A 14,595-nucleotide genomic window follows, 5' to 3' on the forward strand; every position below is an offset into this window, starting at 1 on the left:
TGATTCCATGGAAATCCAGGTAGTGCGCTTCCTTGTGATTGGCCGCCTTGGTTCCACGGAAATCCGGGTTGTGTGCTTCCTTGCGATTGTCCGCCTTGGTTCCACACTGGAAACGGATAGTGCCTATTAGACAAGAAACTCAGCTCCTTATACGTTTACTCCTCTCATGATATGCACCCCTGTCCTTTTTGTATAGGCAATTAAGACGAAGATGAGCTTTTACTTGTTACAGCCTTAGCGCTGTAATCTTGTTTGTATTTTACATGCTGTCCTAGTTGAAAAAAAGGTAATGCAAGTAAAGAGAGAAGAGCTAATGAGCCAAATACATAAAATCCGTGAGAAAAACCAAAGAATTGTAGTAGTACGCCGCCAATCCATGGTCCTACACTAAAGCCGATGGATCGTAATGACATCGCTCCAAAATATGTTCCTTTCATATGTTTGGGTGCTAAATCATCGAGTAAGACATCACTATTTACATAGACTATAATTTCACCAACCGTTAACACAACCATGGATAGAATAAGAAAGAAAGCGTTCGTAGAAAGCCCAAATCCTGCTAAAGCAAGACTAAATGCGAGACTCCCTACACAAAGACCAAACATCGGTGAAAATCGTTTCATATAGCTTGTCAGAGGATACTGTAGTATGAGCACTGTCAATGCATTGGCAACAATTAAATATGAAAACAGTGCAACGCCATTTGTAAATAGAGCTGAATTTGCTGTGTATTGAGCAAGCGTTGTATCCATTTGAGCTTGTGCCATCAAAACAACCATATTTCCAAGTAAAAATAAAAATAAGACACGATCTTTCGCTACGGTGGCAAGCGCTCTTTTTATGCTTATTTTTTCTTCTTTTTCTATATGTAAGCTCCGCTGATACTTTTTCATTAATATGCAAACGAGCAGTGCATATAAAAAGTAAACGCTTGCTGTAATATAAAAAGCCGACATCGAATGTGACGTCCCTAAGTACGTTCCGGCTACAGGACCAATCGCTGCGCCCACATTAATTGCAAAATAACGCGCATTAAACACACTGAGTCGATTTTCTTTTGTAGTAACATCTGACAACAGCGCTCTGGAAATCGGCTCAAACCATGAACGACACAATCCGTTTAAAGCATTTAATAAGAGAAACGTACCGACACTTTCTGCGAGTGCAAAGCCTAAAAAAACACCGCTCCACGCAAAGATAGCCAGAATCATCACCGGAAATCGGCCGATACGATCCGATAAATAACCGCCAATAAACCCACCAAATGTCCCTGTTAAAGCACTAATACCAATAATGAGACCAATCGTTTCTGGTGCGATTCCCCGTTCTTGATACAGGAAAATCGCTAAGAATGGCATTGTCATAAAAAAGGCCGCTCTTGAAAATAATGTTCCTATTATAATCGCTGAAACGATTGGGTGATATCGTCGCCTTTTGCTCATTATCCCCATTACAATCCCCCCACAATTTTCGTTTCTATACACTTTACGACTTAAATGTTATCATTCTTCAAACAATAAAGAACGTATCTTATGGAAAAAAACACACATTTTCTTCTTTCATAAAAAAACTTGCTATAGTTTACATATCCCTACAACCCCTTTTTCATTATATAGTGTAAAGCCCCACAGGTATGGTACCTGTGGGGCTCCTTTTTTAATAACACGAATCACCATCACAAAAATCCATTTTTGCATCACGAATAGCACAACGAATCATTTTCTCAAGAGCAGATTGTTCAACAAAACCGTCGCACTTACGATCACCTATCGTGAAGTGTGGCACATTCTCCATGGACTTCATGTTGTATTTTTCTTTTAACGTCTCTAACCTTAATCGATACCTTTCTTCTTGCAAGGCAGCAGGAAAGCTCTCTTTTTCGAGTCCACTTTTTGCCGCTATGTCCATTAGAACGGGCAGATCGCTAATATCGTCGCCTGTAATAAAATGCGCTTCGTATACGTTTTGTCTAAATATATCATGTTTATTGTTGTCTTTTGCAATTAAATACCCAATTTGAGCATTATAAGTTGACGGATTATACTTAGGCATTTTAATGTCTACTTGAAGTTTTTTAGAAATAGGTTTAATAATGTCCGCCCATTCCTTGTAATTATCTTGTTCTGACTGCCACGATTGTTCTTCATGGTTCAAAAAGAAAGGTAGCCAAGCAACGTGAACATCCTTGCCGTTTATAGCCTGATTAACAATAAACTGCGTTAAATAGCTGTATGGACATGTAAAGCTAGAGTACACTTTTAACGTCATAGTCATGAAGCTCACCTTCCTCAATGTTGATTTAAAAGGACTCATCTCCATCATAGCAAAACCCGTGTAAGAAATGTACTATCCAGCTTTTCATAAAAATGATATATTTAGAAGGCGTCTACGCAAGAACGTACTATATATAGATACGTACATACACTTATTAATGGAAATGCAAGACATACAGGAGGCTTTTTTACGTGATTTTAATGGCAGGAATGATAGGGACAGGAAAAACAACTGTTGCCGAGTTGCTAAGTCAGGCGCTCGACACTGAAACATTTTATGAAAGCGTAGGAGACAATCCTATTCTGCCTGATTATTATGTTGACCCAAAAAGATGGGCTTTCCCACTTCAAATTTACTTTTTAAATACGCGCTTTAAAACGATTCGACAGGCAATGTCTCACGAAAATAATGTTCTGGATCGCAGCCTTTACGAAGATCTTATTTTTGCTGAGTTGAATTACGAAGCTGGTAATATGACAAAGCTTGAATTCGAAACGTACAGCGATTTACTCGAAACAATGATGGAAGAAGTCGGTGCAGGAAATCGTCGACCAGACTTACTTATCTATTTAGATAGCGACCTACAAACCGCGCTACATCGCATTAAGCAACGCGGCCGTGATTATGAACAAATTGATCTTCATCCTGAATTGCTTCACTATTACACGACATTGCATGGCAAATATCGCGAGTGGATTGCTCATTATAATAAAACTCCTGTTCTCGTAATTAACAGTGACCAATTTGATATTTATAATGAACAGGATGCAAATGAGTTAGTTGCCTTAGTAAAGTCCACACTAGAAGAATTGCAATTAGCCACAGTATAATTTCCCTTTTCCCACCTTAAATTACGCTGTTACCTATACAATGACATACGACAACAAGCTGCCCTAGGGTAGCTTGTTGTCATTTAATATTCCCATCGATGCAATGTGTGATTTTGTTAGAGGTTGTCCATGATCATGAATAAACTGATAGACATGTTTTAGACATTGGTCATATTGATCATTTTCTTGATCATTATGATACGAGACGTACGGCACATGCGAACGCCAAAATGTGCCCATCGCTGCCTCGTCGCACGCTTGAAATAATTTTGCAAGCTCGTGCGCCTCATCCTCTGTTGCACAAATTTCAAATTGAAAGCTCGCAACGGAAGAATCTGTATGTATTTCACCTGATTCAACATTTACATAATACGTTGTCTTCTCCACTAAAAACCACTCCTTTATAGAGTAGCTTGTGATAATGACAGCCACTTCATTCTTTTCTCTTAAGAAACTTTTAAGCGCACGTAAAAACGGAGGCCGCCTTAAGACGCCTCCGTTACGTTTATTATTTTTTAATGATAAATTTCTCGATATCATCTAACAGAAGATGAGCCGCTTTTACACCACCAGCTGTATTCCAAATAGCGTCAGATACTTTGTAAGCATGTCCTTTTTGAACACCTTTTAATTTTTTCCATAGCGGATCATTTGTCCATTCTTTTTCTTGTTGAGCGGCTTTACCGTCTCCCATTTCAAATGTGAAATAAAAAATACGATCCCCATCCATCATCGGAGTTTGTTCTTTATTTACTTCTGCAGCAAAATCATCTTTTGCTTTAATTTGCGGACGTTTAAATCCTATTTGTTTTAAGATTTCCCCTGAAAAAGAATTGGTAGAATAAATGCGGGAAACGCCTGGCAAGAAGCGAACAACCGAAATTTTCTCGTCTAATTTCTTACCTGCTTCTTTTTTGAGAGCTGCTACACGCTGATCGTATTCCTTAAGAACATTTTCTCCCTCTTTTTCCTTATGTAATGCTTGGGCATAAAGCGAAAAATTATGTTTCCAGTTGCCACGTAAGTCTTCTGCAAATACCGTTGGTGCAATCTTATTCAATTGCTCATACACTTTTTCTTGTCGTACTTTATTTCCAATAATGAGATCTGGTTTAAGAGAAGCTACTTTTTCCACACTTACTTGTGATTCATCTCCAACAACCGTTACACCGTCCATGTCTTTCTTAATATGATCGTACCATGGGTTACCTAACCACGATTTAACAGCGCCAACTGGTTTCACACCTAATGCAAGCACAGCTTCTGTTCCTTCATTCGTGAGAACAACCACACGTTTTGCACTTTTAATGGTAGCTGTACCCATCGCATGCTTAACACTATATCCCTCTGTCTTTCCTTCTTCTTTTTTCGTAGAAGCGCTATCATCTTTGCCACACGCTGCTAGTAATAATAGGGACAAAGCGGCAATAACCACTCCAAATTTCATAATTGCTGAACGTAAACCTTTCAATGTGTTCCCCTCCAAGTGATAATCATTTTCAATTACAATATGCATATTACAGGAAACTGAGAAAGAATGTCAACAACTATTTGATAATGATTCTCAAAATCATTGACATTACTTTCCGTCTTTTTTAAACTTAAGAAGTAAATATAGATGGCAGGGGTATGTATGAACGGAATCATTCGATCAACGAAAGGAAAAGCGATTCTACTAATTAGTCTCCTTTTCATATTATTAGCTTCTATGATTGCAAGTATTGTCTTTGGGTACACAGAAACAAGCTTTCAGACGGCCTGGAATGCCTTGTTTCACTTTAATGGCTCTACCGCACATCTTATTATTCAAAATACGCGCTTACCACGAGCGCTCATAGGTACAGCAGTCGGCATTTCTTTAGCACTTGCAGGGGTTCTTCTGCAAGCGATTACGAGAAATCCCATTGCATCCACCGATGTATTTGGTCTAAATGCCGGTGCGGGCTTTTTCATTGTTAGCGCCGTCACCTTATTCAACGTTAGTTCCTTACAATCCTTTATGTGGCTAAGCTTTGCAGGTGCTGCTTTAACAGGTATTGGCGTGTATGCGCTTGGTTCAGCTGGAAGGGGCGGATTAACACCGATTAAAATGACGCTAGCGGGAGCTGTATTAGCGGCCATGTTTGCTTCTTTAACACAAGGTCTACTCGTCGCCAATGAGAAAGCATTAGACGAAGTTTTATTTTGGTTAGCGGGCTCCATTCAAGGGCGCAAGTTAGAATGGCTCCTTGATGTATTACCGTATATGGGCGCTGCGTGGCTGCTTTCCTTCCTTCTCTATAGCCAGCTAAACCTTTTTTCACTAGGCGAAGATGTGGCTAAAAGCGTGGGGCAACGAACCGTTCTTTTTAAATGGCTTGCCGGTCTATGTATCGTAATCTTAGCTGGTAGTTCAGTAGCCGTTGCCGGTCCCATTAGCTTTATCGGTATTATCGTTCCACATTTTGCACGTTATTTTGTTGGCTACGATCATCGGTACGTTCTTCCTGTTTCTGCACTATTTGGGGGAATCCTTTTAAACATCGCCGATTTATCAGCACGCTATATCATCATGCCAGAAGAGGTTCCAGTCGGTGTAATGACCGCAATTATCGGTACACCAATTTTTATTTATATTGCCAGAAAAGGAACATTCAAATGAAGAAGTTTGCATCCATTCAAACAAAAAAAGTTTCGTTTTTACTTCATAAAAAAGGACTTATGGTTAGCTTGTTACTTGCGATTGTCGTTATCAGTGCGATCGTTGGAAGCTTAAGCATTGGAGATACACTCTTGTCTCCGCTGGAAGTAATTGCTTCACTGATTGGTACTGGAGATCCTGGTACCTCCTTAATTGTTAGCGAATTTAGGCTACCACGAATTCTCATTGCGACGATTGCGGGCGCCGCTCTTGCCCTATCTGGCAGCATCTTGCAAGGGGTCGTTAGAAATCCGCTTGCATCACCCGACATGTTAGGTATTACACATGGGGCAGGGCTTGCTGCTGTTGCCTTTATTACGCTGTTTAGCAGCGGTCGGCAGTTAAACGTTAGCATTCATTATTTACCGGTTGCTGCCGTAACTGGTGCCATACTCATGGCAATTCTTATTTATATTCTTGCTTGGAGTAAAGGGATCTCCCCTGTTCGCTTTATTTTAATTGGCGTTGGGCTGATGAGTGCCGCCCAAGCATTAACATCACTAATGATTTTACTTGGACCGATCTATGCAGCGTCTCAAGCGACAATTTGGCTAACCGGATCAGTGAACGGATCAAGTTGGAATGACGTAATGAATCTATTACCATGGTTCATAGTACTTCTACCACTGTTAGTTATCATCACCCGTCAACTTAATGTGCAAGCACTCGGTGATGACGTTGCTGAAAGTGTTGGTCACGCTGTTCAAAAATGGCGTATTGCGCTATTGCTCATTAGCACTGTATTAGCAGGATCCGCTGTCGCTTTCGCAGGGGCAATTGGCTTTGTAGGACTGATTGCGCCACACATTGCTAGACGATTAGTCGGCCCTTCTGCCGGCTCACTCTTACCAGTAGCTAGTTTACTTGGAAGCTTGCTTGTCGTATTAGCTGATTTAGCAGGCAGAACACTCTTTGCACCAATGGAAGTACCAGCTGGTGTTTTTACTGCCGCCATTGGGGCTCCATACTTTATCTATTTATTGCTTAAAAACCATGGTTAAGGGGCGATTAGAATGACTTCATTACAAACCGAATCATTAACATTATCCTATGGAAAACAAACCATTATTGAAAACTTACATTTTACGATTCCAAAAGGAAAAATTACGGTTCTAATCGGAAGTAACGGATGTGGTAAATCAACGTTATTGCGCTCAATGGCTCGTCTGCTTACGCCATCTCATGGCAGCATTCTCTTAAATGGAAAAGATATCGCCAAGCGGCCAACGAAAGACATTGCAAAAGAGCTTGCTATATTGCCGCAAGGACCGAGCGCTCCTGAAGGCTTGACCGTTATGGAGCTTGTGAAACAAGGGCGTTATCCTTATCAATCATGGTATCAACTATGGTCTAAAAAGGATGAAGAAGCTGTTCAACGTGCTCTAACAGCAACGAATATGAGCGAATTAGCAGATCGTCCTGTTGATGCGCTTTCAGGCGGGCAGCGCCAACGTGCTTGGATTGCAATGACCCTTGCACAACAAACAGAAACCATATTATTAGATGAACCAACGACCTACTTGGATATGACTCATCAAATCGAAATTTTAGATCTCTTATTTGATTTAAATGAGCAGGAAGAACGGACCATTGTGATGGTTCTTCATGATTTGAATTTAGCCTGTCGCTATGCGCACCACCTCGTCGCTATTCAAGGTAAATCAGTATTTGCTCAAGGTGCTCCAGAAGAGATTATGACAGAACGTCTCGTATCCGATGTCTTCTCTCTTTCTTGTCATGTTATGAAAGATCCTATTTTCGGAACACCATTGTGCGTACCTTTCGGAAAAGGACGCAAGCCCAACAAAGCACGGGAGGTTTATTATGCTTAATTCATTAAACTGGAGCAGTTCGGAGCAAGCTTATTTTGAAAAGACGTGTCATTTTCAATTTCAATTTTCAAAAGAACATGTAGCGATGGAAGCCTCCTCTTTATTCGAAGACAAAAAGCTTGAAGCATTTTTAACAACAATTGGACCAAAAATCGGGTCTGAAAATAAACGTGTTATCGCTTCTTTGTTCTTTAAACGCTATGCTTTTTGCTGTCTAACGTCTTCACTATACGCAATGACCTTCTTAAATAAACAATTTGATATGCGCGTGCAAAATGTCATGTTAATTGATGAAGGCGAACACCAAAGCTGGTTGCCTTCTTTCTCACTTAAGAACCTAGAAGGCCTTTCAATGGTTGGAGATCGTCGAAAATGGCGAGAGTCTGCCTTAACAACTCTATTTTCCGAAAATATTACGCCAACGCTTCAACAGCTTGCCTCTGTAACAAAAGCGTCCAAAGCGATGTTATGGGAAAATGCCTTTATTTATATTGTCTGGTTGTATCAAACATGGTTGCACGAAGATCATTCACCTGAACTAAAAGCCACCATTGCAGAAGATTACGCGTACATTGTAAAGGAAGCACAAGGGACATTATTTAATACATCAAAAAATCCATTTTCGTCCTTCATAGATGCTTGTGAAAAAAATCATTTTACAAAGCGGACCACGTGTTGTTTATACAATCAAACAGAGGCCGGTACGTGTTGTAAAACATGCCCTAATAGCTCCTTTTAACGCTCTAATTCTTTTCTGAAGTGTTTTATTGTTTGTGTAATAATAGAAAAGGGAATACACTCTTACTAAAAGGAGGTTTCTTTGTGATCCTTATCTATTGTAGCCTTGTACTTATTGTTCTTTCTCTAATATACTTAGGGATAACTGCTATAAAAATAGCAAAAGAAAGCCAGAAAACAATGGCGCATGTGAATCAAACTACGCAACTCATGCAAGCCCGCGTTGGAGACATTACAGCGCAAACTGACCTTTTAAGCGAAAAAGCTCAATATTTAAAGTTTGATATGAACCATAAAAAAGAAAGTGTAAAAAGCATTGGCACGTCTCTTAAAGAGTTAAAAACAAGTTCCATCACTTTATTTAAGCAACTTAAGCCTTCTTCTAAAAAAACGTCATAATGAAAGAGACTGCAATTTTTTCGCAGTCTCTTTTTCTCTTATTCAAAACGTTGTAAATGCGTTGTTAGCTTATTATAGGCTGTAAAAAGTTCATGCATGAGTTCTCTTACACTTTTTGATTGAACAAGCGTAATTCCTTGACCGGCCCATAAAGACATGTAATTTCCTTCATGAACTGATTTTGCCCATTGACGAAGAGGCGTAGTGAGCTCATGTTGAATTGGATAAGGAAGTGCTTCAATATTCTTCATTTCAGTAATAAATTGATTGTTAATACCACGTGCGAGTTTTCCGGAGAATGCTTTTGTTAATACAAGATCACGCTCACTTGCTTGTAGAACAGCCTCTTTATACACCTGATGTGCCCCGCTTTCCTGAGCTGCTAAAAAGAATGTACCTAACTGTACTGCGCTTGCACCCAACATGAAGGCTGCTGCCATTCCTCGAGCATCCATAATTCCACCGGCTGCAATGACCGGAAGTGCTACAGCATCACATATTTGTGGAACGAGCGCCATCGTTCCAATTAAGCTATCCTCTTCGCGATCAAGAAACGTACCACGATGTCCCCCAGCTTCACTTCCTTGCGCGCAAATGATATCGACGCCAACTTGTTCTAACAACGTCGCTTCTTTTACAGAAGTTGCCGTCGCAATGACGATCATTTGAGCTTCCTTCAACCGATCTACTAGTGCTTTGGAAGGAAGATGAAAGGTAAAGGAAATGATTTTTACGTCGCTCTCCATCACGGCTTGTAGCTGTTGCTCAAAAAAAGCAAAAGGATCCCGTCGAGACGGTACTTGTTGTTCAAGAGACTTCCCCGCTCCTAATGCACTCAAACGGCGTTGCATTGCTTGGACAGCTTCTTCTTGAACGAAGGTCTCTACTGGCAGAAATAAATTCACCGCAAAAGGTTGCTTTGTTTGTCGTTTAATCTCTGCAATGGCAGCCGTAATGTCCGCTGCTTCCATATATCCTGCTCCTAACGTCCCTAAACCGCCATGCTCACTCACAGCAGCGACTAAGTCTGGGCCGCCTGGGCCACCCGCCATTCCTGCTGAAATAATGGGATAACGCACACCACATACTGTTTGTAAACAATGCTTCAACGTTCGTCTCCTCCTCGTTCTCCATAATTACCTCTAAACAAAGCATTCGCTACATTCAATGTCTCATTTCCCTACAAAACATTCAAAAGATACGCTTTTTTCAAGTGACAATGCGCTCTTTGCATACTATCGAAGGGGCAGAAACAGCATAACAACGAAAAGGAGTCCACATCATGGAAGGGCAATGATGTGGACTTCTTTTAAGACACACGTTTATTTTTCATCATTTTAAAGAGAACGGCAACGAATAGCAGTGCTAAAGCTCCAATTGTAATCCATGTCGTATAAGGTGCAGCAATTGTTTTAATATTTTCCCAATTACTACCAAGTTTACTACCTAGCATAATAAATAAAATAGACCACGGTACGATGGCTACTGCAGTATATACCGTGAATTTCAAAAAGGACATTTTGGCAATTCCCGCTGGAATAGAAATGGCATGTCGTACTACCGGTATAAAGCGCGCAAAGAAAATGACGCCTGTGCCATACTTTTTAAACCAGTTTTCTGAAACATCAATATGCTTTTTTGAGATTAATAAATACTTTCCAAACTTTTCGAGAAACGGCCTTCCCCCATAATAGCCCATCCAATATAAAAACAGTTGAGCAAGTGTACCACCAATCGTACCCGCAATGACGGAGCCAACGAATGTTAAGCGTCCTTGTGAAATCATATATCCAGCATAGGATAGAACAAGTTCACTAGGGATAACCTCTACCATTAGACCAAGCGCAATACCGGTGTGCCCAAGGCCAACGATCCATTCCAATAGGGACATAATCGCTTCTTTCAAGACGTTACCTACTTTCTGTTGTGATAATCCTTTAGATCTTTGTTTTTCGTTTCTTCTAGTTTATGATAGAAACAATAAATTAGAAGAAAACCATGTAATAGAAAGGACTCCTATCTCGCTAGAGTAGGAGTCTAGATCACGTCTCTTATTTTACCATTATTACATCCTTTTTTGAAACAGGTTCCCGAGAAACCTTATAAGTCATCAAAGCCATTTTCATCTGATACTTTCGTATATTGCCTTGACTTCTGCTCAAAGAAATCACTTTTTCCATCATCTACATTTTCGTATGCCTTAATCCATTTCATTGGGTTCTCACGATAGCCTTCAAAAGGACGCTCTATACCAAGTTCATTCACGCGCTTATTCGCCATAAATTTAATATAAGCTTCTAGTTCATCCATATGAAGTCCGGTAAAGCGATTTCCTATAATATAGCGTCCCCACTGAATTTCTAACGCTGCCGCTTTCTTAAATGTAGTTTGAACAAATTGAACCGTTTCTTCACAATCTAATTCTGGTACTTCTTGAAGCAACGCTTGAAAGATTTGTGTAAAAAGACGCACATGCAATTGTTCATCACGATTAATGTAATTAATCATCGTACTAGAGGCAACCATCTTTTGATTGCGTGCTAAATTATAGAAAAAGGCAAAGCCTGAGTAGAAGTTTAAGCCTTCTAATATTACATCATAGACGATGCTCTCCATAAATGTTTTCGGTGTTGGGTTGGCTACAAAAGCTTCATAGCCTTGAGCAATAAAATCATTGCGTTCTCGAAGAATCGGATCGTGCTTCCAATACTCAAATATTTCATCTTGCTTTTGTTTATTTACGAGACTCGAAAGCACGTAAGAATACGATTGATTATGCACCACTTCCTGAAACGAAAGAACGGTCATAAGTGCTGATAAACTTGAATCTGTTAAATAATCAGCCACCCTTGCAGAATAATCCGTTTGAATGCTATCTAAAAAGGCCAGTAGACCAATTACTTTATTAAACGTCTCTTGCTCATCACCGGAAAGCTGTGGATATTGTTTAACATCACCAGACATATTGATTTCAAACGGTGTCCAAAAATTAGCAAGCATGTTTTTGTAAAGTGGATATGCCCACGCGTATCGAACATCATCCCAATTGAGAACATTTGAACTTTTTCCATTAATAATCCCTGTTGAAGCATTAGGTGCATCAACATCGTATAATTTTCGCTGCGTTAAAGATTTCATTTTTTATCCCCCCGTAGTCTTAACTTGAACAGCTTTCACATGCTTCTAGCTCTGACTGCGAAGTAGAGCGAGTATAATACGTCGTTTTTAACCCTGCTTTCCAAGCGGTCATATGAAGATCAAGTAAATCTTTTGCTTTAATTGTATTTTTCACATAAAAATTAAACGAAATCGCCTGATCTACATGACGTTGTCGTGCAGCGTTTTGTTTAATACTCCACTTTTGATCAATTTCATAAGCAGATTTATACAACCATGTCGTTTCAGCATTCAAGTCAGGTGCTGTAACTGGGATTTTATAATCCTTTTTCTCTTCAGAATACTCTTTCTTAAAGATAGGATCTGTTGACGCTGTTGAATTTGCAATTAAACTCGTCGTTGCATTAGGCGCAACTGCCATTAACCATGCGTTTCTTAGCCCCGAAGAAGCGACTTCTTTTTTTAATTGTAGCCACCGTTCCGACGTATAGCTGCGCTTCTCAAAGTACGTGCCAGTCTCCCATTCTGAGCCTTGAAAAACAGGGTATGCTCCTTTTTCAATAGCAAGCTGATTACTCGCCTTAATCGTTAAGTAAGCGATTTGTTCATACAAAGCATCATTGTATTGTACCGCTTCTTCTGATTCCCAACGAATCCCTTTTTTCGCTAATAAATGATGTAACCCAAATGTCCCTAACCCAATCGCACGGTATTTTTTATTCGTTAGCACCGCTTGTTTTACTTCAATGCGATCTCTATTTAAATCAATAACATTATCAAGCATGCGGACTTGAATAGGAATAAGTCTCTCTAGCACATCTTCTTCCACCGCTTTTGCTAGTGAAATCGAGCTTAGATTACATGTTACATAGTCTCCAGGTCTTTTAGTGATGATGATTTTCCCATCTTCAGTATATTCTTCTGTGACAGTCGTAGCCGAACTATTTTGCGCAATTTCCGTACATAAGTTGCTACAATAAATCATGCCAGTATGTTTATTAGGGTTGTCACGATTGACCGCATCGCGATAAAACATATACGGTACACCGGTTTCAAGCTGACTTCTCATAATCCGCTTGAAAATATCAATTGCGGGAATAACGTCATATCCGCCAACCCCTTTTTCACCAAAACGACCTGCCCGGGCTGCTTGGACGCAGTCATAATATCGCTCACGGAAGCTGCCTGCCCCTACTTTTTCATCATAATAATCATCTAATTCAAAGCCCATGACTTCCTTAATCATATGAGGATCAAAAACGTACCAATCTTCTCGTGCTTCTGCTTTTTCCATAAATAGATCAGGCACACTTAAACCGAGAAACAGATCGTGCAGTCGTTGACGCTCGTCACCGTTGTTAAGCTTTGCATCGAGAAAAGAAAGAATGTCTTTTCCAAAAATATTGTAGTAAACAGCAATGGCTCCTTTTCGCTGACCGAGTTGGTCCACACTTACTGCTGTTTGATTTAGTAGCTTTGCCCACGGTAAAATACCAGACGAATTGCCAAGGAATCCTCGAATCGATGATCCTTTACTACGAATTTTTCCTAAGTAGACAGCAATCCCGCCTCCACCTTTTGATAACGTAGCTGCATCGGTTGTTGCATCATAAATACTGCGTAAACTATCATCGACCGTATCAATAAAGCAACTAGAAAGCTGACCATAACTTTTACCCGCATTTGCTAAGGTTGGCGTCGCAACCGTCATATACAAATTCGACATAGCCCAATAGGCTTCTTTCACAAGCGAGAGGCGTCGTTCTCGAGGTTCCTCACTCATAAGCGTCATGGCGATAATCATAAACCTTTCTTGTGGTAGCTCGTACACGTCACCTTCATGCGATTTTGCTAAATAACGATCTGCTAAGGTGCGTAAGCCAATGTATGTAAACTGAGTATCTCTTGTCGGGATGATCACTTTTTCTAGCTCTTCAAGCTCACGACGGTCATAGCACTCTAGTAACATGCGATCATAGATTCCTTTGTCTGTTAAAAGGGTTAATAAGCCATGTAGGTTGCCGTAGCCTTCTTTTGCACCCGTCTCTCGATTCATTGCCGCCTCTTCATATAAACGGCTTAAATGAATGCGAGCCGCTACGAATGTCCAGTCTGGTTCATTCATCGTTACCCGTTCAAGCGCATGTAAAATAGCCGATTGGACGAGAGATTCATCGCTTTCACCTCGTTCAACATAACGCAACATTCTTTCTTTATACGATTCACTCTCCATGTGTGGAAACGATGCTAAGCTTTCTTCTATCCAAAGAATAACCTTATTCGTAATGGTTGTTGTCATTCTTTTTCCTCCTACATCCCTTGTTTTCATAGCAATAAAAAAAGCCCATCCTATTGGATGAGCATAAAAAACGGCACAAATAAATAAAAAAACTGTACCGTTTTTGGTTCTCAATCCCCGAAGAATCAAAACACAGAAGAAAAGGCAGGTCTACTGGCTTATGCTTCATCCTACTCTGAGCCTTCCCGTACGAATTACGTACAGTGGTTTCTCATTTCGTCCACAAAACAGTTGCGGGGACAGCTCCGGCTTTTTCCGGATTCCCTATTAAGTCAAATTCGTGACACCTTTTCTTCTGATTACTATATTTAGTTTCTTATATCAACTTTCACACTAAATATAGTGAAAGTCAACCCTTGATTTTTTGCAACAGCGGAAAAAACGCGGTGCAATCCGCTTTCTTTTTTTATCGTTTCTTAAAAAATA

At 40.1% G+C, this 14,595-nt stretch carries 14 protein-coding genes and 1 riboswitch; of the genes, 6 read left to right on the forward strand and 8 right to left on the reverse strand.

Annotated features, from left to right (window positions below; genetic code table 11):
• Positions 1-200: 200 nt before the first annotated feature.
• Together A374_RS04960 and A374_RS04965 are read right to left on the reverse strand one after the other, a co-directional pair.
• Entirely contained in the window at positions 201-1,451 is a 1,251-nt protein-coding gene (locus A374_RS04960; RefSeq protein ID WP_156793131.1) for an MDR family MFS transporter, read from the reverse strand.
• A 205-nt stretch (positions 1,452-1,656) separates the two neighbouring features.
• The gene (locus A374_RS04965; protein WP_007201098.1) at positions 1,657-2,274 is read right to left on the reverse strand and encodes a DsbA family oxidoreductase; all 618 of its coding nucleotides are present in this window, start codon (positions 2,272-2,274) and stop codon (positions 1,657-1,659) included.
• A 200-nt stretch (positions 2,275-2,474) separates the two neighbouring features.
• Between A374_RS04965 and A374_RS04970 the strand changes: the two genes are divergently transcribed.
• Positions 2,475-3,104, forward strand: coding sequence for a deoxynucleoside kinase (locus tag A374_RS04970; protein ID WP_040340351.1), 630 nt, complete (start codon positions 2,475-2,477; stop codon positions 3,102-3,104).
• 63 nt (positions 3,105-3,167) lie between these two features.
• On the opposite strand, the gene A374_RS04975 is transcribed toward A374_RS04970, so the two are convergent.
• Both A374_RS04975 and A374_RS04980 read right to left on the reverse strand, forming a co-directional pair.
• Positions 3,168-3,491 carry a hypothetical protein gene (locus tag A374_RS04975; protein WP_007201100.1) on the reverse strand — a complete coding sequence of 108 codons (324 nt, stop codon included), beginning with the start codon at positions 3,489-3,491 and terminating at the stop codon, positions 3,168-3,170.
• Positions 3,492-3,612: 121 nt separating this feature from the next.
• Complete coding sequence (locus A374_RS04980) at positions 3,613-4,551, reverse strand: ABC transporter substrate-binding protein (protein WP_040340352.1); 939 nt, start codon at positions 4,549-4,551, stop codon at positions 3,613-3,615.
• A 186-nt stretch (positions 4,552-4,737) separates the two neighbouring features.
• Here A374_RS04980 and A374_RS04985 point away from each other — a divergent pair, with 186 nt between their 5' ends.
• From A374_RS04985 to A374_RS05005, 5 genes are all read left to right on the forward strand, one after another.
• On the forward strand, positions 4,738-5,745 hold the full coding sequence (locus A374_RS04985; RefSeq protein ID WP_040340341.1) for a FecCD family ABC transporter permease: 1,008 nt from the start codon (positions 4,738-4,740) through the stop codon (positions 5,743-5,745).
• Entirely contained in the window at positions 5,742-6,785 is a 1,044-nt protein-coding gene (locus A374_RS04990) for a FecCD family ABC transporter permease (RefSeq protein ID WP_007201103.1), read from the forward strand. The genes A374_RS04985 and A374_RS04990 overlap by 4 nt, the downstream gene beginning before the upstream one ends.
• A gap of 12 nt (positions 6,786-6,797) precedes the next feature.
• The gene (locus A374_RS04995; RefSeq protein ID WP_007201104.1) at positions 6,798-7,616 is read left to right on the forward strand and encodes an ABC transporter ATP-binding protein; all 819 of its coding nucleotides are present in this window, start codon (positions 6,798-6,800) and stop codon (positions 7,614-7,616) included.
• Positions 7,609-8,355 carry an IucA/IucC family C-terminal-domain containing protein gene (locus tag A374_RS05000; protein WP_007201105.1) on the forward strand — a complete coding sequence of 249 codons (747 nt, stop codon included), beginning with the start codon at positions 7,609-7,611 and terminating at the stop codon, positions 8,353-8,355. Before A374_RS04995 ends, A374_RS05000 begins: the two co-directional genes overlap by 8 nt.
• 83 nt (positions 8,356-8,438) lie before the next feature.
• On the forward strand, positions 8,439-8,753 hold the full coding sequence (locus A374_RS05005) for a DUF948 domain-containing protein (protein WP_007201106.1): 315 nt from the start codon (positions 8,439-8,441) through the stop codon (positions 8,751-8,753).
• Between the two features lie 38 nt (positions 8,754-8,791).
• Here the strand turns inward: A374_RS05005 and A374_RS05010 are convergent, their stop codons facing one another.
• The 4 genes from A374_RS05010 to A374_RS05025 form a co-directional block, all read right to left on the reverse strand.
• On the reverse strand, positions 8,792-9,862 hold the full coding sequence (locus A374_RS05010) for an NAD(P)H-dependent flavin oxidoreductase (protein ID WP_007201107.1): 1,071 nt from the start codon (positions 9,860-9,862) through the stop codon (positions 8,792-8,794).
• 200 nt (positions 9,863-10,062) lie between these two features.
• Positions 10,063-10,644 carry an undecaprenyl phosphate transporter UptA gene (gene uptA, locus A374_RS05015; RefSeq protein ID WP_040340354.1) on the reverse strand — a complete coding sequence of 194 codons (582 nt, stop codon included), beginning with the start codon at positions 10,642-10,644 and terminating at the stop codon, positions 10,063-10,065.
• A 209-nt stretch (positions 10,645-10,853) separates the two neighbouring features.
• Complete coding sequence (locus tag A374_RS05020; RefSeq protein WP_007201109.1) at positions 10,854-11,891, reverse strand: ribonucleotide-diphosphate reductase subunit beta; 1,038 nt, start codon at positions 11,889-11,891, stop codon at positions 10,854-10,856.
• Between the two features lie 19 nt (positions 11,892-11,910).
• On the reverse strand, positions 11,911-14,169 hold the full coding sequence (locus tag A374_RS05025) for a ribonucleoside-diphosphate reductase subunit alpha (protein WP_007201110.1): 2,259 nt from the start codon (positions 14,167-14,169) through the stop codon (positions 11,911-11,913).
• A gap of 126 nt (positions 14,170-14,295) precedes the next feature.
• Positions 14,296-14,475, reverse strand: a riboswitch (cobalamin riboswitch).
• Positions 14,476-14,595: the final 120 nt, after the last annotated feature.

It is taken from the genome of Fictibacillus macauensis ZFHKF-1 (assembly GCF_000269865.1).
GTDB classification, from domain to species: domain Bacteria; phylum Bacillota; class Bacilli; order Bacillales; family Fictibacillaceae; genus Fictibacillus_C; species Fictibacillus_C macauensis.

Excerpts from the sequence above, each read along its gene's own strand:
- A374_RS05025 (WP_007201110.1), bottom strand. The coding sequence starts at position 14,169 with ATGACAACAACCATTACGAATAAGGTTATTCTTTGGATAGAAGAAAGC.
- A374_RS04960 (WP_156793131.1), bottom strand. The coding sequence starts at position 1,451 with ATGGGGATAATGAGCAAAAGGCGACGATATCACCCAATCGTTTCAGCG.
- A374_RS04980 (WP_040340352.1), bottom strand. The coding sequence starts at position 4,551 with ATGAAATTTGGAGTGGTTATTGCCGCTTTGTCCCTATTATTACTAGCA.
- A374_RS04985 (WP_040340341.1), top strand. The coding sequence starts at position 4,738 with ATGAACGGAATCATTCGATCAACGAAAGGAAAAGCGATTCTACTAATT.
- A374_RS04970 (WP_040340351.1), top strand. The coding sequence starts at position 2,475 with ATGGCAGGAATGATAGGGACAGGAAAAACAACTGTTGCCGAGTTGCTA.
- A374_RS04965 (WP_007201098.1), bottom strand. The coding sequence starts at position 2,274 with ATGACTATGACGTTAAAAGTGTACTCTAGCTTTACATGTCCATACAGC.
- A374_RS05020 (WP_007201109.1), bottom strand. The coding sequence starts at position 11,891 with ATGAAATCTTTAACGCAGCGAAAATTATACGATGTTGATGCACCTAAT.
- A374_RS04990 (WP_007201103.1), top strand. The coding sequence starts at position 5,742 with ATGAAGAAGTTTGCATCCATTCAAACAAAAAAAGTTTCGTTTTTACTT.
- A374_RS05000 (WP_007201105.1), top strand. The coding sequence starts at position 7,609 with ATGCTTAATTCATTAAACTGGAGCAGTTCGGAGCAAGCTTATTTTGAA.
- uptA (WP_040340354.1), bottom strand. The coding sequence starts at position 10,644 with ATGTCCCTATTGGAATGGATCGTTGGCCTTGGGCACACCGGTATTGCG.
- A374_RS04995 (WP_007201104.1), top strand. The coding sequence starts at position 6,798 with ATGACTTCATTACAAACCGAATCATTAACATTATCCTATGGAAAACAA.